General features: G+C 62.8%; 17 protein-coding genes and 1 pseudogene. 15 read left to right on the forward strand and 3 right to left on the reverse strand.

All coding sequences use genetic code 11. The features are described 5' to 3' along the window. Position 1 precedes the first annotated feature (1 nt). The 15 genes and pseudogenes from AC3FOF_RS32060 to AC3FOF_RS32130 all read left to right on the forward strand — a co-directional run bounded on the left by AC3FOF_RS32060 (position 2) and on the right by AC3FOF_RS32130 (position 13,949). A complete protein-coding gene (locus tag AC3FOF_RS32060; RefSeq protein WP_488728881.1) occupies positions 2–697 on the forward strand; it encodes a fumarylacetoacetate hydrolase family protein in 696 nt (231 codons plus the stop codon). Positions 698–730: 33 nt separating this feature from the next. Beyond that, a complete protein-coding gene (locus tag AC3FOF_RS32065) occupies positions 731–1,990 on the forward strand; it encodes an aromatic ring-hydroxylating dioxygenase subunit alpha (protein WP_488728882.1) in 1,260 nt (419 codons plus the stop codon). A 3-nt stretch (positions 1,991–1,993) separates the two neighbouring features. After that, entirely contained in the window at positions 1,994–2,476 is a 483-nt protein-coding gene (locus AC3FOF_RS32070) for an aromatic-ring-hydroxylating dioxygenase subunit beta (RefSeq protein ID WP_488728883.1), read from the forward strand. A gap of 7 nt (positions 2,477–2,483) precedes the next feature. After that, positions 2,484–2,801: a non-heme iron oxygenase ferredoxin subunit gene (locus AC3FOF_RS32075; RefSeq protein ID WP_488728884.1), complete on the forward strand. Its 318-nt coding sequence runs from the start codon at positions 2,484–2,486 to the stop codon at positions 2,799–2,801. Between the two features lie 78 nt (positions 2,802–2,879). Then, on the forward strand, positions 2,880–4,040 hold the full coding sequence (locus tag AC3FOF_RS32080) for an ABC transporter substrate-binding protein (RefSeq protein ID WP_276264612.1): 1,161 nt from the start codon (positions 2,880–2,882) through the stop codon (positions 4,038–4,040). Positions 4,041–4,050: 10 nt separating this feature from the next. Then, positions 4,051–4,971 (forward strand): branched-chain amino acid ABC transporter permease, encoded by a 921-nt coding sequence (locus tag AC3FOF_RS32085; RefSeq protein ID WP_488728885.1) that lies wholly within the window; start codon positions 4,051–4,053, stop codon positions 4,969–4,971. Between the two features lie 10 nt (positions 4,972–4,981). Further along, positions 4,982–5,989 carry a branched-chain amino acid ABC transporter permease gene (locus tag AC3FOF_RS32090; RefSeq protein WP_488728886.1) on the forward strand — a complete coding sequence of 336 codons (1,008 nt, stop codon included), beginning with the start codon at positions 4,982–4,984 and terminating at the stop codon, positions 5,987–5,989. A 65-nt stretch (positions 5,990–6,054) separates the two neighbouring features. Next, positions 6,055–6,453, forward strand: a pseudogene (locus AC3FOF_RS32095) (ATP-binding cassette domain-containing protein); the annotation flags it as partial. A 204-nt stretch (positions 6,454–6,657) separates the two neighbouring features. Next, positions 6,658–6,735, forward strand: a complete 78-nt coding sequence (locus AC3FOF_RS32100) for an ABC transporter ATP-binding protein C-terminal domain-containing protein (protein WP_430869522.1) — start codon at positions 6,658–6,660, stop codon at positions 6,733–6,735. 10 nt (positions 6,736–6,745) lie between these two features. Continuing rightward, positions 6,746–7,465 (forward strand): ABC transporter ATP-binding protein, encoded by a 720-nt coding sequence (locus tag AC3FOF_RS32105; protein ID WP_276264615.1) that lies wholly within the window; start codon positions 6,746–6,748, stop codon positions 7,463–7,465. Positions 7,466–7,469: 4 nt separating this feature from the next. Further along, positions 7,470–8,108 (forward strand): maleylacetoacetate isomerase, encoded by a 639-nt coding sequence (gene maiA, locus AC3FOF_RS32110; RefSeq protein WP_488728887.1) that lies wholly within the window; start codon positions 7,470–7,472, stop codon positions 8,106–8,108. Positions 8,109–8,378: 270 nt separating this feature from the next. Then, positions 8,379–9,284, forward strand: coding sequence for a LysR family transcriptional regulator (locus AC3FOF_RS32115; protein ID WP_488728888.1), 906 nt, complete (start codon positions 8,379–8,381; stop codon positions 9,282–9,284). A gap of 595 nt (positions 9,285–9,879) precedes the next feature. Beyond that, positions 9,880–11,361, forward strand: a complete 1,482-nt coding sequence (locus tag AC3FOF_RS32120) for an aldehyde dehydrogenase (protein WP_488728889.1) — start codon at positions 9,880–9,882, stop codon at positions 11,359–11,361. Between the two features lie 24 nt (positions 11,362–11,385). Continuing rightward, the gene (tcuA, locus tag AC3FOF_RS32125) at positions 11,386–12,867 is read left to right on the forward strand and encodes an FAD-dependent tricarballylate dehydrogenase TcuA (protein WP_488728890.1); all 1,482 of its coding nucleotides are present in this window, start codon (positions 11,386–11,388) and stop codon (positions 12,865–12,867) included. Positions 12,868–12,932: 65 nt separating this feature from the next. Further along, entirely contained in the window at positions 12,933–13,949 is a 1,017-nt protein-coding gene (locus AC3FOF_RS32130; protein WP_488728891.1) for a Bug family tripartite tricarboxylate transporter substrate binding protein, read from the forward strand. Between the two features lie 331 nt (positions 13,950–14,280). On the opposite strand, the gene AC3FOF_RS32135 is transcribed toward AC3FOF_RS32130, so the two are convergent. Genes AC3FOF_RS32135 through AC3FOF_RS32145 form a run of 3 tightly spaced genes read right to left on the reverse strand, consistent with a single transcriptional unit; the run spans position 14,281 to position 17,621 of the window. Then, a complete protein-coding gene (locus AC3FOF_RS32135; RefSeq protein ID WP_488728892.1) occupies positions 14,281–15,165 on the reverse strand; it encodes an HTD2 family dehydratase in 885 nt (294 codons plus the stop codon). A 1-nt stretch (position 15,166) separates the two neighbouring features. After that, entirely contained in the window at positions 15,167–16,420 is a 1,254-nt protein-coding gene (locus AC3FOF_RS32140; protein WP_488728893.1) for a CoA transferase, read from the reverse strand. A 4-nt stretch (positions 16,421–16,424) separates the two neighbouring features. After that, the gene (locus AC3FOF_RS32145; protein ID WP_488728894.1) at positions 16,425–17,621 is read right to left on the reverse strand and encodes an acetyl-CoA C-acetyltransferase; all 1,197 of its coding nucleotides are present in this window, start codon (positions 17,619–17,621) and stop codon (positions 16,425–16,427) included. Between the last annotated feature and the right edge of the window lie 2 nt (positions 17,622–17,623).

Here is a 17,623-nt window from a genome sequence, read left to right on the forward strand (position 1 = left end):
GATGAAACTCGCCGTCGTGCCCCCACCGCTGTATTCGCTGACCGTTGCAGGTCGTGACGAGCGCTTTCCGGTCAACCGCATCTTCTGCGTCGGCCGCAACTATGCTGCACACGCTCGCGAGATGGGCAAGGATCCGGACCGAGAGCCCCCCTTCTTCTTCATGAAGCCCGCTGCGGCTGTCGTGGACGCCGCGCATCCGACCTGCGTGCCGTACCCGCCCATGACAGAGAACTACCACCATGAAATCGAGCTCGTCGTGGCAATCGGCAAGGGCGGACGCGCCATCGCAATCGCCGACGCGCTCGATCACATCTACGGCTACGCCGTCGGCTTGGACATGACCCGGCGCGACCTCCAGCTCGAAGCCCGTGACAAGGGTCGCCCTTGGGAGTTCGGCAAGTCTTTCGCGCAGTCGGCACCCATCGGCGCGCTGCACCGCGTGGAGGAAATCGGGCACCCGAGTTCGGCGGCCATCACACTCGCCGTCAATGGCCAGTTGCGTCAATCGTCGGATGTTTCCAAGCTGATCTGGACCGTGGCCGAGTGCATCTCCCATCTCTCGGCGTACGAGACGCTCGAACCCGGGGACATCCTCATGACGGGCACCCCCGAAGGTGTTAACGCAGTCGTGGCCGGCGATACGATGCACGGCGCCATTGCCGGCCTAGGCGAGATTGCGGTCAAGGTCGAGGCGTAATTGACCACACCACGTCAAAACAAAGGAGACAACATGAGCGAGACGTCGACGGTCTTCCCGCGCGAGCCCCGCTGGGAAGGGGACGGAACCCACCGCATTCCCTTTCTCACCTATACCAGCGAGGAACTCTACAAGCGGGAACTGGAGCGGTTCTTCTACAAAGATCACTGGTGCTACGTCGGACTCGAGGCAGAAGTGCCGAATCCCGGCGACTACAAGCGAACCGTGGTCGGGGAACGCTCGGTAATCATGGTTAGAGATGCCGACGGCACGATCCGCGTCGTCGAGAACGTCTGCGCCCACCGGGGCATGCGCTTCTGCCGCGAGCGCCACGGCAACCGCAAGGACTTTGTCTGCCCATACCACCAGTGGAGCTACACGCTCAAGGGCGACTTGCAGGGTGTGCCCTTCCGTCGCGGCGTCAAGCAGGACGGCCAGGTCCATGGCGGTATGCCTGCGGACTTCAACACCGCAGACCATGGCCTGACCAAACTGAAAGTGGCCACCCGCGGTGGCGTCGTCTTTGCCTCCTTCGACCACGAGGTCGAGCCAATCGAGGACTATCTTGGGCCAACGATCCTGGGCTACTTCGACCGACTCTTCAATGGTCGCAAGCTGAAGATCCTCGGCTATAACCGCCAGCGCATCCCGGGCAACTGGAAGCTGATGCAGGAGAACATCAAGGACCCATACCATCCGGGTCTACTGCACACCTGGTTCGTCACCTTCGGACTCTGGCGCGCCGACAACAGGTCGCAATTGAGGATGGACGACCGCCATCGCCACGCGGCCATGATCTCGACTCGCGGCCAGGCAGGCAAGGCCGAGCAGGTCACTCAGGTGTCCAGCTTCAAGGAGAGCATGCAACTCAACGATGCCAGCTTCCTGGATATTGTGCCCGAGCCCTGGTGGGGCGGCCCAACCGCGGTGATGACAACCATCTTCCCTAGCGTCATCCTGCAGCAGCAGGTCAACAGTGTCTCGACCCGCCACATCCAGCCCAACGGCCACGGCAGCTTTGACTTCGTCTGGACCCACTTCGGCTTCGACGACGACACCGAGGAGATGACGCAGCGCCGCCTGCGACAGGCCAACTTGTTCGGCCCGGCTGGCTTCGTTTCAGCTGACGACGGCGAGGTAATCGAATTCTCCCAGCAGGGCTTTGAGAGCAAGCCTTTTCACCGCACTGTCGCTGAACTGGGTGGTCGCGAGGTAGAGAACACCGAGCACATGGTGACCGAGACGCTGATCCGCGGTATGTACCACTACTGGCGCACCGTGATGGAGGCCTGAGCAATGAGTACGAACGTCAACTTCGAAGACTGGCTCGCCCTGACTCAGCTCTACTCGGATTACGCGAGCGCGGTGGACTCGGGGAACTGGGATCTTTGGCCAGAGTTCTTCACCGACCAGTGCGTCTATCGCCTGCAGCCACGCGAAAACCACGAACGCGGCCTCCCTCTTGCAACCCTGTCGTTCACTAGCAAGGGCATGCTGAAAGACCGTGTCTACGGCATCAAGGAAACACTGTTTCACGATCCGTATTATCAGCGACACGTGGTCGGCAACCCGGTGATCCGCAGCGTCGAGAACGGGCGCTTTACTTGCGAGGCGAACTACGCCGTCTTCCGCACCAAGCTGTCGGATACATCCACGGTGTTCAATGTCGGCCGCTACCTCGATACGGTCGAACGAACATCTACCGGGCTGAAGTTCGCATCGCGTGAGTGCATTTACGACAGCGAAATGATCTCTAACTCGATCATCTACCCAATCTGAGGTGACCATGAGCGCCCCCCAATGGATCGACGCCTTGTCGGCCGACGATTTGCCCTCTGATGACGTTCTCGGCGTCAAAGTCGCGGGCCGCGACATCGCAATCTACACGGTTGGCACAGCGGTTTACGCGACTGACAATCTTTGCACGCATGGCAATGCCCGCCTGTGCGACGGATTCCTCGACGGTCATGAGGTCGAATGCCCCCTTCACCAGGGCAAGTTTGACGTGCGCGACGGCAGGCCCTTGTGCGATCCGGTCACAGATGCGCTGCACAGCTACCCCGTAAAGATCGAGGGGCGGCGCGTGTTCCTACGCCTCGACTGACGCTCAGCCGCTTAAACCCGGCGTCGTTCTCGACGGGCGCCACGGGTTCCGCTGGTACATATATAAAAGGAGACAAGAATGACGTTCAAAGCATTTCGAGCCGTCGCGCTCACCGCCACCATCGCCTGCAGCTTCGCCGCTGCACAGGCCACGACCATCGGTCTGGTGGCACCGCTCTCGGGTCCCCAAGCCCTGGTGGGCCAGGATCAGCTCGACGGTTTCATGCTGGCCATTGAGCAACTCGGAGGCAAGCTTGGCGGCGATTCCGTGAAAGTGATCAAGGAGGACGATCAGCTCAAGCCCGAGGTCGGCCAGCAGATTGTCCGCAAGCTCATCGATAGAGACAAGGTCGACGCAATCGTCGGTCTGTCGTTCTCCAACGTCCTGATGGGCAGCTTGCCACGTCTGGCCGAGTCGGGCGTGGTGGCCATTGCCACCAATGCCGGCCCTTCGCCGCTAGCTGGGGCGCAATGCAAGGCCAACGTATTCTCGCTTGCGTGGCAGAACGACGGTGCAGCCGAGGCGATGGGCAAATTCGCGCAGGACCGCGGTATCAAGCGGATCTACCTGATGGCGCCGAACTACCAAGCCGGCAAAGACGTACTGGCTGGATTCAAGCGCTTCTACAAGGGCCAGGTCGTCGACGAAGTCTACACGCAGGTCAATCAACCCGATTACTCGGCCGAGATCGCGCAGCTGCAGGCCGCGAAGCCTGATGCGGTCTTCGCGTTCTATCCGGGGGGCATGGGCATCAACTTTGTCAAGCAGATGAGCCAGGCCGGGCTCGTCGGTAAGCTGCCGCTGTATTCCGTTTATACCGTCGACGGCACGACGCTCCCGTCGCTGCGGGATGCAGCCGCCGGGACAATCAGCGGCGCGATGTACGACGCAGCGCTGGACACACCGGAGAACCGCAGGTTCGTCGCCGCCTTCGAGGCAAAGTACAAACGCATTCCCAGTCTCTACGCGGCGATCGGCTTCGATGCAGCCAACCTGCTGGACGTCGCTTTGCGCAAAGCGGGAGGAGACACCAAGAAGCTCGCGACCGCAGTGAAAGCCGGCGGCAGTGAGTTCAAGTCGGTGCGCGGACCCTTCCGATTCGGCAAAAACAACATGCCGATCCAGAACTACTACGCATTCGAGACAACGCGGGATGCCGGCAAGCTCGCGACCAAGTTGATCGGCACGCCGCTGGCTGCGCACACCGATCCGTACGCCCCGCAGTGTACGTTGCCTTGAGGAGCGAACGATGAGTGCAACACTGCTGCTGGCGCAGCTGCTCAATGGTCTCCAATATGGCGTGCTTCTGTTTCTGCTGGCGGCTGGGCTGACGCTGGTGTTCGGAATCATGAGCTTCGTGAACTTGGCTCACGGCTCGCTGTACATGCTTGGCGCCTACGCGGCAGCCGTCGTCTACGGAGCCACCGGCTCATTCGCGCTGGCGATCCTGGCGGCGACGGGATCGGCCCTGTTCCTCGGACTGGTGCTTGAGGTAACGATCGTCTCCCGCCTATACCGGCGCGACCACCTGGATCACGTGCTCGCGACCTTTGGTCTAGTGATGTTCTTCAACGAAACTGTGCGACTGGTCTGGGGCCCGCAGCCGCTGTTCGTGCCGGTGCCAGAGGTCCTGAGCGGAACGGTCGACATCGTCGGCTTCACCTATCCCTCATACCGTTTCGCCATCATCGTCGCTGGACTGCTGGTAGCCCTAGGATCGTACCTGCTGATCCACAAGACGCGCGTCGGCATGTTGATCCGCGCCGGTGCGCAGAACCCACAGTTGGTGGCTGCGCTGGGCATCAACATCGGACTGCTCAACGCCATGCTCTTTGGCGTAGGCGCGATGCTGGCAGGGATTGCAGGTGCGATGGCAGGCCCGGTGCTCTCCGTCCAATCCGGCATGGGCGAGCCGGTACTCATCACTACGCTGGTGGTGATCGTCATCGGCGGCATCGGATCTATCAACGGTGCTCTGTACGCGGCACTCATCGTCGGCATCGTGGATACGCTCGGACGGGTATTCCTGCCTCTCCTGCTGCGCCAGATCGCCGAGCGCTCGATTGCCGACGCGGCCGGCCCCGCGCTCGCCTCGATGAGTGTCTACCTGCTAATGGCACTGGTCCTCGCGCTACGTCCGCAGGGGCTGTTTCCGGCCCGTCGCGGCTGAGGAGAAGGAAATGATCTCGAAACTCATACGTCCCACGAGCGCAATTCCGCTGTTGCTGTTCGTCGGCCTCGTCGCGGTTCCATTCGTCGCGAGCGCCCTCGAACAGCCGTTCTGGATCTCATTCTTCGCGCGCATCGTCATCTACGCCATTGCCGCATCCGCGCTCAATCTGGCACTTGGCTATGGCGGGCTCGTGAGCTTTGGCCACGCGCTGTTTCTCGGCCTTGGCAGCTACGCCGTCGCGCTGCCAGCCTTCCATGGCATCGACAACGGTTGGGTCCACCTGGTTCTCTGTATTGGTGGCTGCGCCCTGGTGGCACTGGCGGTCGGCGCGATCAGCCTGCGGACCACGGGTATGGCGTTCATCATGATCACGCTCGCCTTCGCGCAGATGAGTTACTTCCTGTTTGTCAGCCTCAAGCAGTACGGAGGAGACGATGGGCTTCCCATCTCGGCGACGAGCCGCTTTGGCGGGCTGAACCTGGGATCGCCGCTCGTGTTGTACGGCACGGCACTGGCAGTGCTTGTGCTCGTCACGTGGTGGATGGCACGGTTGCGCGTGGCCGCCTTTGGCATGGCGCTGCGGGGTGCTCGCCAGAACACCCGCCGCGTCAACGCCATTGGATTGCAAGCCCAGCGGTTGCAACTGGTGGCGTTCGTGATCTCTGGCGCCATCTGCGGGGTGTCGGGACTGCTGCTCGCCAACCTGAACGCCTTCGCCTCGCCAAGTTCCCTTGCCTGGACAGTGTCGGGCGAGCTGATCGTGATGGTCGTGCTCGGCGGCATGGGTTCGGTGTTCGGTCCTCTAATCGGTGCGCTGGTGTTTCTTGGCCTTGAGGAGATCCTCAAGGGCATTACCGAACACTGGATGGCGATCTTCGGACCACTGATCGTGATGATCGCGTTGGTTGGGCGGCGCGGCATCGTTGGGCTGCTCGACAGCCTCGAACGCGCGTTGCGCCCGAAGGAGGAGCCATTGCCGGCGAGTCCGGCCGTCGTTCGCGAAGGAGGTGCATGATGACCGGACTGCAGACGGAAGGACTCGTCAAGCGCTACGGGGCACTCTTGGTGACGGACCATGTGTCACTGGACATCCGACCCGGTGAACTACACGCGGTGATCGGGCCCAACGGGGCCGGCAAGACGACCTTGATCAACCAGCTGAGCGGCGAGTTGCAACCCAACGAGGGGCGCATTCGATTCGATGGGCGAGAGGTGACCCCTCTGCCTGTCCATCGGCGGGCTCGGGCCGGACTGCTGCGCTCGTACCAGATCACGTCGATCTTCGAGGAGTTTTCCGTTCTGGAAAACGCCGTGCTGGCTGGGGTGGCGGCCAAACGGCATGCCTGGCGCTTTTGGACGCCGCTGCTCGCGGATGCCAAGGCACGCCAAGCCGCAGAGGAGGCTGTAGCGGCGGCGGGCCTCACAACGCAAGCCGATGTCCTGGCCGGCGAGTTGGCCTACGGACAGCGGCGGCAGTTGGAGCTAGCCATGACGCTTGCCGCGCAGCCCAAGTTCCTGCTTCTGGACGAGCCGATGGCCGGCATGAGCGTGCAGGAGTCCGCAGCTGTCACGGCATTACTGCGCGACCTGAAGCGCCGCTACACGATCCTTCTTGTAGAGCACGACATGGATGCCGTGTTCTCCCTGGCCGACCGGATCAGCGTTCTCGTCTATGGCAGCGTGATGTTCACCGGCACGCCAGACGAGATCCGGGAGCATCCGGAGGTGCGCGCAGTGTATCTCGGCGAAGAAGTCGTCTGAAGGAGAACTCATGAGTCAACCGTATCTTTCAGTGCGTGAACTGCAAGCCAGCTACGGCCGAGCGCAGGTGCTCTTCGACGTTTCGTTCGACGTTCTGCCTGGTCAAGTGATCACGCTGCTCGGGCGAAATGGAATGGGGCGTTCCACCACCGTCAAGTGCCTGTTCGGCATGCTGGCCGCCAAGGCCGGCGAGATCGAAGTCGGCGGCCTTCGCACGACAGCCCTGCCGTCGCACCGTATCGCTCGCCAGGGTCTCGCGCTGGTGCCGGAAGGCAGGCAGATCTTTACCGAGCTTACCGTCGAGGAGAACCTGCTCGCTACGGCTCGGGATGCCCGCGCGGACAACAAGGCAAGTCCCTGGACTCTGGAGCGTGTCTACAGCTTCTTCCCGAGACTAAAGGAGCGACGCAGCAACTTGGGCTGGCAGCTCTCGGGCGGAGAACAGCAGATGCTCGCCATCGGGCGGGCGCTGATGACCAATCCGCGGCTGCTTGTCCTCGACGAGGCTACCGAGGGTCTTGCGCCGGTCATCCGCGAGGAGATCTGGCGCACGCTAGCCGATCTAAAACGCGACGGATTGGCCCAGATCGTGATCGACAAGAACGTGAGTCGATTGCTACGCCTGGCGGATCGCCACTACGTCCTCGAAAAAGGACGGATCGTGTGGGAAGGCGACTCCGAGGCCCTGAAGGCACAACCTGACATCGTCCACCAGTATCTTGGAGTCTAACGACATGAAGCTCTACAGTTTCTTCCGCAGCGGCAGCTCGCACCGCCTGCGCATTGCGCTCAACCTCAAGGGGCTCGCCTATGAGCATTTCGCCGTCGATATCCGGCGCGACGAGCACCTGGGAGAGGCCTACAGGGCCATTAACCCACAGCAACTGGTTCCGGCGCTGGACATCGAAGACACCACCTTGATCCAATCGCCCGCCATCATCGAATGGCTGGAGGAACGCTACCCGGAACCGCCGCTGCTCCCTTCCGATACGTTAGAGCGGGCACATGTGCGTGCGCTGGCGGCGATCGTGGGATGCGATATCCATCCGATCAACAACCGAAGAATCCTGGAGGCGCTGCGCCAGCGCTTCAGCGCCGACGAAGCGGCGGTGAACCACTGGTGTGGCATGTGGATCGGCGCCGGCTTCGACGCGTTCGAGGCTCTGGTTGCGTCCGGCAGCCCCGCCGGCCACTTCTCCTTCGGAGACCGCCCCACGCTGGCCGACGTCTACCTTGTCCCGCAGATCGAGAGCGCTCGCCGGTTCAAGGTCGACTTGGAACGCTGGCCCAGACTTCTCGCGATCGACGCCGCGTGCGCAAAGGTTGAGGCGTTCCAGCGTGCTGCACCAATGGTTCAACCGGATGCCTGCTGAGTCCAGCGCAGCACATGCTAGACCAACCCGCAAGGAGGTTCTTGGCAGCGCGTCGGCTTGATCTCCCGGTACAGTGTGGAGGCTGCCGCCGCCTCGGCGCCCGCACTCAGTGAGCGATTTTCGGGCGGCGGCAGGCGCATGCGGCGCATGGGTATAGTGCGCGCGCTGCATTGCGGGTAACTCCCAAGTAGCGGTGCCGGCACGCCTGGCTGGCAATTGCGTAATAATTAGCCACTGATGCAATTTGCGCATGCAATGCGAATGTGGACCATGAGACGGAAGATTCCCAGCACGATCGCCCTTGCCGTGTTTGAAGCGGCAGCCAGGCAAGGCAGCTTTGCGCGTGCCGCGAATGAGGTTTGCTTGACGGAAAGTGCGGTCAGCCGACAAATCGCGACGTTGGAGACGTACCTCGGCGTAAAGCTGTTCACACGCGTGCGCAAACAGGTCGTCCTGAACGACGCCGGACGGCTTTACCTCAAGAACATCGCCCGCAATCTCTCCGATATCGAGGCGCATACCGCCGCCCTGATGACGCATAAAGGCGTGGGCGGTGTACTGGAACTCGCCGTCATTCCCACGTTCGCCAATCGCTGGCTACTGCCCAGACTGCGAGACTTCCGCGCACGTCATCCTGACATCATCCTCAATCTTTCGGAGCGCCCGCTGCCGTTCAGCTTTGACGAGACGAACTTCGATGCGGCACTGAATTTCGATCATCCCTCCTGGACCAACGTGGTCAAGGTGGATCTGTTCGACGAAGAGCTCGTGCCGATCGTCAGCCCGCGCTACTTCGACACCCTGCGGCTGAATGCTCCGGCAGACCTGACGCGCTTCCCGCTGCTCCATAAGTCCACTCGGCCGGAGGCCTGGAAGCACTGGTTCGAAATAACCGGCGTCTCGGACTTTACCCCTGTGCCCGGCATGCACTTCGAGCTATACGGCATGGTGATAGAAGCAGCGCGGGCCGGCTTGGGCGCCGGGCTTGTGCCCAAGGTCTATGTGCAGGACGAGGTCGAACGCAATGACCTGGTCGTCCCTTTTGACCTGCCCCTCAAGCATGAAAAGCGCTATTGCCTCGTCTATCCCGAACGCAAGAAGGATTCCGAACTGGTACAGGTCTTCCGGAACTGGGTGGTGAGCATCGAGGCCGAATTCGTGGTAGGAGTCAAGTAGGCCAGCGCCCATAAAGGGCATTATGCGCTACCTTGATAGCCAGAATTCTTGTACCCCGGGCGCACGCGTTCGATGGAGCCTCGGGATCCCATCCTCGGCCTGAACGAACCGTTTGCGCAAGACACGCTTCCTGAAACGGTCAATCCGTGGGCACCTATTACGACGACGCGGGCAAGCTTCCGTTGCTCGGCTGTGTGGCGGAAGCCGAAGGCGCGCTGGTCGCGTCGCAGCCTGCGCGGCTATCAGCCGATAGACAGCCCAACCGCCGTTCAGGATGAAGTCCTTCCCATCATATTCGGGACAAACGCAGCCCTGTCGCCACCGCCCAAGCCCACGCAGATGCAGTACTTGCGCGAGCTTGCAGCCATCTATGTGGCGTCGATTCGGAGTGCATCTGCGTTGCAGCACTGAGCAGCCGAGATCTGCAGCACGTGGCCTATGCTCACCATCTGCGCGCTGTCGCGCAAAGATCATGAAAAAACCTCATCAACACTGGAGTTCTTCTCGTTTGCCGCTGGAAAGCGCTGTCACCAGAATGACGTTCAGGAAGCGAAATGCACGCTGACCTTGCTACCAATCTCAGGGGACAACATCCATGCAAACGCGATACCAGCTCTTTATCAACAACGAATGGGTCGACTCGAGCCAGGGCCAGTGGTTCGCATCCCTCGACCCGTTCACTGGCGAGCCGTGGGCAGAAATTCCGCGAGGCACGCGCGAAGATGTCGACCGTGCCGCGCAGGCAGCGGCCGTCGCCATGAAAGGGCCCTGGTCGAAGCTCTCCCCCACCAACCGTGGCATGCTGCTCTACAAGCTGGCGGGTCTGATCGAAGACAACATCGATCTGCTAACGGAGGTGGAAGCCCGCGACAACGGCAAACTGCGCAGCGAAGTACGCGGCCAGGTTGGCTATGTCGCAAAGTACTTCTACTACTACGCGGGTATGGCCGACAAGATCCAAGGCACCGTGGTGCCGATGGACAAGCCGAAGGTGTTCAACTACACCCGGATGGAACCGGTAGGCGTCGTTGGCACGATTACGCCGTGGAACTCCTCCCTGCTGCTGACCGCGTGGAAGGTGGCTCCCGCCTTGTGTGCGGGCAACACCATCGTGGCAAAGCCCTCCGAACATACGTCGGTGTCGCTACTTGAGCTGGCCAAGCTGTTTGTCAGGGCCGGCTTCCCTCCCGGCGTCTTCAATGTGGTGACCGGATTCGGCAAGGATGTTGGCGAGCCGCTGGTCGAGCATCCGCTGGTGCCGATGATTGCGTTCACAGGTGGGGACGAAGGTGGCCGTCGCGTCAATCTGGCTGCGGCTGCGCACTTCAAGAAGGTCACGCTGGAACTGGGCGGCAAGTCGCCGAACATCGTCTTCGACGATGCCGACCTGGCGAACGCGGCGAATGGCGTCATCACCGGCATCTTCTCCGCCGGCGGCCAGACTTGCATGGCGGGCTCACGGCTACTGTTGCAGGAGAGCATTCATGATGAATTCGTCGATCGCCTGATCTCCATCACCAGCAAAGCCAAACTGGGGGATCCGTCGCGCGCCGACGTGCAAATGGGACCGGTGGCAACACGCCCGCAATTCGAGAAGGTGGTGGACTATATCCGTATCGCCAAGGAAGACGGTGCAACCTGCGCGTTCGGTGGCAATGTCCGGAGCGGTCCCGATTTTGGTGCCGGTCAGTTCGTGGAGCCCACGATCTTTACCAATGTCACCAACGACATGCGTATCGCGCAGGAAGAGGTGTTCGGCCCAGTACTGTCTGTGCTGAAGTTCAAGGACGAAGACGATGCTTTGCGCATCGCCAATGACATCCGGTTTGGCCTGGCTGCAGGGGTATGGACCAAGAGCCTGCACCGGACCATGTACATGTCGGATCGGTTGCAGGCAGGCACGGTCTGGATCAACAACTACCGTTCCACCAGCTTCACTACGCCGTTCGGCGGTTACAAGGACAGCGGTCTGGGCCGCGAAGGCGGGATGGAAGCGGTGAAGGAGTTCATGGAGACCAAGAGCGTATGGATCTCCACCGACCTGGAAATGCCTGACCCGTTCATCCGCAAGTACTGATACTCGACAATGAGGAGACACATCATGAGCACTGCACACAGTGCCACCCGCTTCGACCTAGTTGTGATCGGTTGCGGCATCTCCGGCCTATCGGCCGCAGTAGCCGCGGCAAGCCAGGGGGTGAGCGTCGCCGTACTCGAACGTGCCACCCGCGAGGAATTCGGCGGCAATACCCGGTGGACAGAAGCCTACCTCCGAATGAAGAGTGACTCGGAGGTCAGCGACGACTTCGACGACATGCTCAGCGCAAACGCGGGCGACAATCTCGATCCCAATGTCATCCGCAGCATGGCGGCGCCCTACGAGAACTGGCCGTCTTATGTCAAGGCGCATGGCATGCCGGACCCAGAGCTGCTCTCTACGCTGTCGAGCCAGGCAGGGCCGACAGTGCAGTGGCTCAAGACCTTTGGTATTCGCTTCGATGCCCTGCCCACCTATTTCGTTACCGCCGCAGCACCTAGGCTGATGCCGGTAGGCGGCGGACTAGCCATGATCGAGTCCTTGCACGCGCACGCGTCGGATCTCGGGGTGAAGTTCTTCTACGAAACTACCGCTACCCGCCTAGCACGCCGCGACGCCGAGGGGGATCTCCGGCTGAGCCTTGTGGACAGCGATGGCAACGCCTTCGAATTGCGGGGCCGCAACGTGGTGGTTGCCTCGGGCGGCTTCGAAGGCAACCAGGAAATGCTGACCCAGTATCTGGGCCAGGCAGCGCGCTATGTACGCCCAGTGGCGCGAGGCGGGTACTACAACAAGGGGGAGGGTATTCGCATGGCACTGGACCTGGGCGCAGCGCCCGCGGGTGACTTCAGCTCCTTTCACGCTGAACCGCTGGATCCGCGCTCTGCCCAGGTGGAAGCCCTGGTGATGAATTTTCCCTACGGCATCCTCGTCAATAAGCTCGGACAACGATTCACCGATGAAGCCCCGGGGCCGGTCGATGTTCACTACGACCATATCTCCCGCTCGTTCAAGGATCAGCCAGATGGCATCGCGTACGTCATCTTTGACGAACGCATCCATGATGTACCGAATTGGAAGAAAGGCATACGTACCGATCAGCCGCCACTGCAGGCGGCAACGCTAGCGGAATTGGCGAAGAAATGCGGTATCTCCCAGGAAGGGCTTGAGCAGACAGTGCGTGCCTTCAATGCGGCCTGCCAGCCCGGCGAGTTCAGTCCGCTTCAGGAAGACCACCTCTGCACGGTGGGCATTCAGCCATGCAAGTCCAACTGGTCTCGTCCAATCGATACAGGACCGTACTACGCTTACCCGATCATGCCCGGCATCTGCTTTACGTTCGGCGGCATCAAGGTCAACCGCAACGCCCAGGTGGTGGACACCGACGGCAAGACGATTCCCGGGCTCTACGCTGCGGGCGAAGCCTCAGGACTGTACTACCAGGTGTACACCGGCGCGACTTCGGTCATGCGTGGGGCAGTCTTCGGCAAGCTGGCCGGCGAGCATGCTGCTGCGCTGGTACGCGGTAGCCCAGGCCACTCTTGACGCCGCAAGGAGCGCAACCAAAGCGCATCGCATAAGGCGCGATAGACAAAAACCAGGAGACGATCATGATTTTCGAAGCAAAAGCGAGGCGCCTCGTCACAGGCGTCCGGATAGGTCTACGCGTAGCTGCCACTGCTTTCGCCATCGCAGCCGCGGTTGGAGGCGCGCAGTCTGTCCATGCACAGCCGGGTTGGACACCGTCCAGACCCCTCCGACTGGTCGTGCCGTATGCACCGGGAGGTGGCACGGACGTGCTGGCAAGGCTGGTGGTGGCCGGCATCGGCAACGGCCTCGGGCAACCGATCGTGGTCGAGAACCGTCCTGGGGCCAATGGCGTGATCGGCGCGAACGTCGTCTATGGCTCACCGCCTGACGGCCTCACCCTGCTCTTTGCGGCTGCCGATTTCATCTCGGTGGCCCCCTACATCCACAAGAAGGTGGTGCAGTTTCAACCCAACGGATTCCGCCCGGTGGCGCCCGTGGCGAAGATGGGTTTTGTACTCGCCGGACGTCCGGACGCCGATACGAAGACCGTGCAGGATATCGTCGCGAAGGCCAAAACAAATCTGCTCTCGTACGGCCACTGGGGACCCGGCAGCATGGCCCAAATGGGGATGGAGCTCCTGAAGACAAACGCCCATATCGATAATATGCTGGAAGTGCCATTCGGCGGCGCCGCGCCGGTCATGACTGCGGTAATGGGTGGGCAGATCGACTACGCGTTCATCCCGACACCCCTTGCCGTCGCCAACAAGACCAAGTTGCGCCTCTACGCGCTGGGCTCTCCCGAGCGGTTCCCGTCGATCAAGGACATTCCGACTCTGACCGAGATTGGTTACACCGTGGATGCCGATACGTGGTTCGGCGTCCTAGCGCCGCCCAATACGCCGCAAGCCATCGTCGATACCATTCAGGCGCAAGTTGTACGTGTCACCAGTCAGGCCGAGTTTCGCTCACGCATGGCAGACATGGGCTACACGCCCATCACAATCGACCCGAAGAAGTTCGGTGAATTCGTCCAGGCGGAAAACCAGCGCTGGGGGGCAGCCGTCAAAGCTGCCCGGATTCGTATCGAGGATTAGGAACCAAGGATTCCGGCGTCACCATCTCCAGTTTCCGCTGGTAAGGGGCGGGGGCTCTTGGCATCGCTCCACTATGAACAAAGCAGCACAGCTCGCGCCCGGTTCAACGCCGCTGTTGCCGTAACGGCTGATTCGGCGAAACAGGTCATGCAAAGGCCAAATCAGAATGTCCTCTGGATAGCGCTATAGCGCGTTAGCCTTTCCGGTCGGTGCCACAACATCCTCGAGACCCAGGATGACGCAGCCCGCACCACTGGCGGCTGCATTGTCGAAACGCTCGGGCCGATCACCGGGAACGAAGGGACAACGGTGGGGTCGTGTCGACATGGCTTCAACTCTGTGGTGCGAAACGAGCAAAGGCTTCCACTGCCACGCGGCCATCCGGCGCCACCGCGTGCAGCGCCAGCGCACCCTCCCCGGCCTCGTCGGCGCATAGGGTGAACGGCTGGCCTGCAAACAATGGCTGCATGCCCCGGAACTCGAAAGCCGCCAGGGACAGACTCGGCCGCAGCGATGCCGCGAAGCCCTGCAGCAGCGTGGCGGCAAGTGGTCCGTGCACGACGAGACCGCGGTAACCTTCCTCTACCTGTGCATAAGGGAGGTCATAGTGGATGCGGTGCCCGTTGAAAGTCAGGGCCGAGTAGCGGAACAGCAGCACGGCATCGGGGTTCACCGTACGTTGCCAAGCCGCCAGCAGGGGTGCAGGCGTAACTGCGCGCTCAGGAATGGTGCTTTCCCCGCTTGCGGGCGCGAGCGGCGTGGCCGCGCGGTACACGATGTCTTGCTCCTCTTCGATACACGTGCGCCCGCCGCTGGCAACGCTGTGCGCTACGGTCACAAAGCACATACGGCCGCTCTTGCCCTCCTTCGGCGTAATGCGCAGGATGCGGCTGGAGCGCTCGGCCTCGACGCCCACCGGCAGCGACGCCAGGTAGCGGATGCGGCTGCCCGCCCACATGCGGCGCGGCAAGTTGATGGGCGGCAGGAAGCTATTGGCGGCGCGGCGCGGATGGCCGTCATCTCCCAGCGCCCTCTGGCGCGCCACCGGGTTAAAGAACAGCCAGTGCCAGCCCGGCGGCAGCGGCTGGCCCTCGGTCGGCGCCCCCACAAGGTCGAGCGTGGCCGCCAGCGCGGCCACCGGCGCGGCATCGATGCGCGCGCGCAGCGTTTCCTCGCGGCCGACCCAGCCGGTCCAGTCGTCCAGGCTTGTATCCATCTCAGCCTCCTACCGTCGGGTCACGCTCGGGTCCAGCTACCACGCCCGCGTCATGCAGGCGTCCGATGGCGCCGCCATCCAAGCCCAGCACCTCGTGCAGCACCTCGTCGGTGTGCGTGCCCAGCAGCGCGGCCGGGACGGTGGGTTCGCGTTCCATCTCCGGTGCGCGCACGGCGGCGCCGGCGGCGATGTGCGGGCCGATGCCCAGGGTGTCGATGCGCTCGAAGACCGGGTTGGTCGCGGCATTCACGCGCGGGTCGCCTGCCAGCAGTTCACCCACAGTGTTGTAGCCGCCCCAGGTCGCCTTGTGCGCATTGAGTTCATGCACGGCCTGCACGCGCGTGCGGGCAGCGAACCAGGGCTCGACCAGTTCCGCGATGGCGTCGCGCGCTTCGAAGCGCTGGGCCTCGTCCGACAGATCGAGGCCGACGCGCAATTCCAGCGCCTTCACGCCCTCGGCGATGCCGCAGGCGCTGACCAGGCAGTTCCATTGCCCGGCCGAGATCGCCACCACCATGAGGCGCTGCCCGTCGGCGGTGCCGAAGTCGCGGCCGAAGGCGCCGTAGAGATGGTTGCCGATGGACGGTCGCTCCTGCCGCAGCAGTTCGGCCTCGGCCAGCACCCCCAAGTGGGACAAAGTCGTGAAGGCCATATCGGAGAGCGCGAGCTTGAGCTCCGCACCCTGGCCGCTGCGGCGGCGCCGATCCAGCGCCGCGAGGATGCTGAACGCGGCCTGGTAGGCGCAGGCGATGTCCCAGGCTGGTAACACGTGGTTCACGGGATGCGCCGCTGAACCGCCACCGGTTACCAGCGGGTAGCCGGTAGCGCAATTGACGGTGTAGTCGACCGCGGTGCTGCCGTCGCCGTTACCCTGGATCGTGCAACTGATGAGATCGGAGCGGCGCGCGGCCAGCACCGCGTGCGCCAGCCAGGGTGTGCCGATGTTGGTGAGCAGCACGCCAGCCTCCGGCCCTGGCGCGGTGGCCAGCGCCTGAATCAGCTCGCGGCCTTCGGGCCGGCGCAGGTCGATGGCGATAGAGCGCTTGCCCTTGTTGAGCGCCGTCCAGTAGAGGCTGCGGCCCTTGCCCTCGGGATGGGGCATGCGCGGCATGCGCGCGTAGTCGATGCCGCCGCCGATCATGTCCACGCGGATCACGTCGGCGCCGTGTTGCGCCAGGGTCAAACCTGCCAGCGGCGCGGCGATGAAGGCCGAGCTTTCGATGACGCGCAGCCTGTCCAGGAAAGGGTAGGTCATGGCATCAGGCCCGCTCGAACACCGCCGCCAAGCCCTGGCCGCCGCCGATGCACATGGTCTCCAGCCCGTAGCGGGCGCCACGCCGCTGCATCTCGCGCAGCAGCGATGTCATGATGCGCACGCCGGTGGCACCCACCGGATGGCCCAGAGAGATGCCCGAACCGTTCACATTGAAACGTTCCGGATCATTCCAGCCCCAGCCCTTGGCGCAGGCCAGTGCCTGGCAGGCGAAAGCTTCGTTGAGTTCCACCAGACCCATGTCGTCGAAGCCCAGGCCATTGCGGGCAAACAGCTTCTTGACCGCCGGCACTGGGCCGATACCCATGTGCGACGGCTCGCATCCGGCAGCCGCCCAGCTATGCAGGTAGCCGATGGGCGTGAGACCCAGGGCTTCCAGCTTGTCCTCGGCCACGATCAGGCAGGCGGCCGCCGCGTCGTTCTGCTGGCAGGCGTTTCCGGCCGTGACGATGCCATCCTTCGTCAGGGGCCCGAGCTTGGCCAGTTGCTCGATTGTCAGGTCGCCGCGGATGCCTTCGTCGCGGTCCACGACCACCGGGTCACCTTTGCGCTGCGGCACGTGGACCGGCACGACCTCCTCGGAAAATTTGCCCGACGCCCACGCCGCCGCCGCGCGCTGGTGGCTGCGCAGCGCAAACGCGTCGGCCTCCTCGCGACTGATGCCATAGTCGCGTGCCAGGTTCTCGGCTGTCTCGATCATGCCGCTGATGCGACCAAAGCGTGCCTCCGGCTGCGAGCGCTCGCGGCCGCGCTCCAGGCGGTCATGGAACTTCACCGTGCCGGCGCGCTTGCCCCAGCGCATGTCGGTGGTGTAATACTCGACATTGCTCATGCTCTCCACGCCACCGGCCATGACCACGTCGGCCGCGCCGGTCTGCACCATCATCGCGGCGGTGGCGATGGCCTGCAAGCCGCTGCCGCAGCGGCGGTCCAGCTGCATGCCGGCCACCTCGATGGGAAGGCCCGCCTGCAGCGCGACCCAGCGGCCGGTGCAGGGCACCTCGCCATTCGCGTACGAATGGGCGAAGACCACGTCCTCGATCAGCGCCGGGTCGAGCCCGGTCTGCGCCACAACGGCACGGGCGACGACGGCGCCCAGTTCCTCGACAGGCACGGCGCGCAGGCTGCCGCCGAAAGCGCCGATGGGGGTACGAAGTGGGGAGACGATGGCAGCGCGTTTCATGG

This window comes from Cupriavidus sp. 96C5-1 (genome assembly GCF_057798855.1).

Coding starts and splice junctions, on each gene's coding strand:
- AC3FOF_RS32060 (WP_488728881.1), top strand. CDS start 2: ATGAAACTCGCCGTCGTGCCCCCACCGCTGTATTCGCTGACCGTTGCA.
- AC3FOF_RS32065 (WP_488728882.1), top strand. CDS start 731: ATGAGCGAGACGTCGACGGTCTTCCCGCGCGAGCCCCGCTGGGAAGGG.
- AC3FOF_RS32070 (WP_488728883.1), top strand. CDS start 1,994: ATGAGTACGAACGTCAACTTCGAAGACTGGCTCGCCCTGACTCAGCTC.
- AC3FOF_RS32075 (WP_488728884.1), top strand. CDS start 2,484: ATGAGCGCCCCCCAATGGATCGACGCCTTGTCGGCCGACGATTTGCCC.
- AC3FOF_RS32080 (WP_276264612.1), top strand. CDS start 2,880: ATGACGTTCAAAGCATTTCGAGCCGTCGCGCTCACCGCCACCATCGCC.
- AC3FOF_RS32085 (WP_488728885.1), top strand. CDS start 4,051: ATGAGTGCAACACTGCTGCTGGCGCAGCTGCTCAATGGTCTCCAATAT.
- AC3FOF_RS32090 (WP_488728886.1), top strand. CDS start 4,982: ATGATCTCGAAACTCATACGTCCCACGAGCGCAATTCCGCTGTTGCTG.
- AC3FOF_RS32100 (WP_430869522.1), top strand. CDS start 6,658: ATGTTCACCGGCACGCCAGACGAGATCCGGGAGCATCCGGAGGTGCGC.
- AC3FOF_RS32105 (WP_276264615.1), top strand. CDS start 6,746: ATGAGTCAACCGTATCTTTCAGTGCGTGAACTGCAAGCCAGCTACGGC.
- maiA (WP_488728887.1), top strand. CDS start 7,470: ATGAAGCTCTACAGTTTCTTCCGCAGCGGCAGCTCGCACCGCCTGCGC.
- AC3FOF_RS32115 (WP_488728888.1), top strand. CDS start 8,379: ATGAGACGGAAGATTCCCAGCACGATCGCCCTTGCCGTGTTTGAAGCG.
- AC3FOF_RS32120 (WP_488728889.1), top strand. CDS start 9,880: ATGCAAACGCGATACCAGCTCTTTATCAACAACGAATGGGTCGACTCG.
- tcuA (WP_488728890.1), top strand. CDS start 11,386: ATGAGCACTGCACACAGTGCCACCCGCTTCGACCTAGTTGTGATCGGT.
- AC3FOF_RS32130 (WP_488728891.1), top strand. CDS start 12,933: ATGATTTTCGAAGCAAAAGCGAGGCGCCTCGTCACAGGCGTCCGGATA.
- AC3FOF_RS32135 (WP_488728892.1), bottom strand. CDS start 15,165: ATGGATACAAGCCTGGACGACTGGACCGGCTGGGTCGGCCGCGAGGAA.
- AC3FOF_RS32140 (WP_488728893.1), bottom strand. CDS start 16,420: ATGACCTACCCTTTCCTGGACAGGCTGCGCGTCATCGAAAGCTCGGCC.
- AC3FOF_RS32145 (WP_488728894.1), bottom strand. CDS start 17,621: ATGAAACGCGCTGCCATCGTCTCCCCACTTCGTACCCCCATCGGCGCT.